The sequence below is a fragment of the Bradyrhizobium sp. CFUWI genome, assembly GCF_056429085.1.
Genome location: NZ_JBWJZE010000298.1, coordinates 1 through 395 on the forward strand (window position 1 = coordinate 1; position 395 = coordinate 395).

Here is a 395-nt window from a genome sequence, read left to right on the forward strand (position 1 = left end):
CCTGGGGCCTGCTGGGCAGCGTGCCGCGCTTCGGCTTCGCGCCCGCGCTCTCCATGACGGCGTGGCTGGTGCTCACCGTCTACGCGATCGAGCACCAGGTGTTCCCGCAGATGCGCACGCGCTGGATGCTGGCCGCCCTGGGCGCGGCGGCGGTGCTGCTGGCCCAGGTGTTTCCCGGGCAGCCGCTGCACGTCAACGCCTCGGCCTGGCTGCCGCTGCACCTCGCGCTGGGCATCGCCTCCTATGGCCTGTTCGCCGCGGCGGTGGTCCATGCCTGGCTGATGACGCGCGCCGAGCGCCGCATCCGCCTGGCCGCCGATCCGCGCAGCGGCGTGCCGCTGCTCACGCTGGAGCGGCTCACCTTCCGCTTCGTCGTGGCCGGCTTCGTGCTGCTC

1 protein-coding gene is annotated in these 395 nt (G+C 73.7%); it reads left to right on the plus strand.

Annotation, left to right across the window (positions count from 1 at the left end; all coding sequences use genetic code 11):
* The coding region (gene ccsA, locus AC066S_RS39895) for a cytochrome c biogenesis protein CcsA (RefSeq protein ID WP_478272079.1) at positions 1-395 on the plus strand (395 nt) is incomplete at both ends.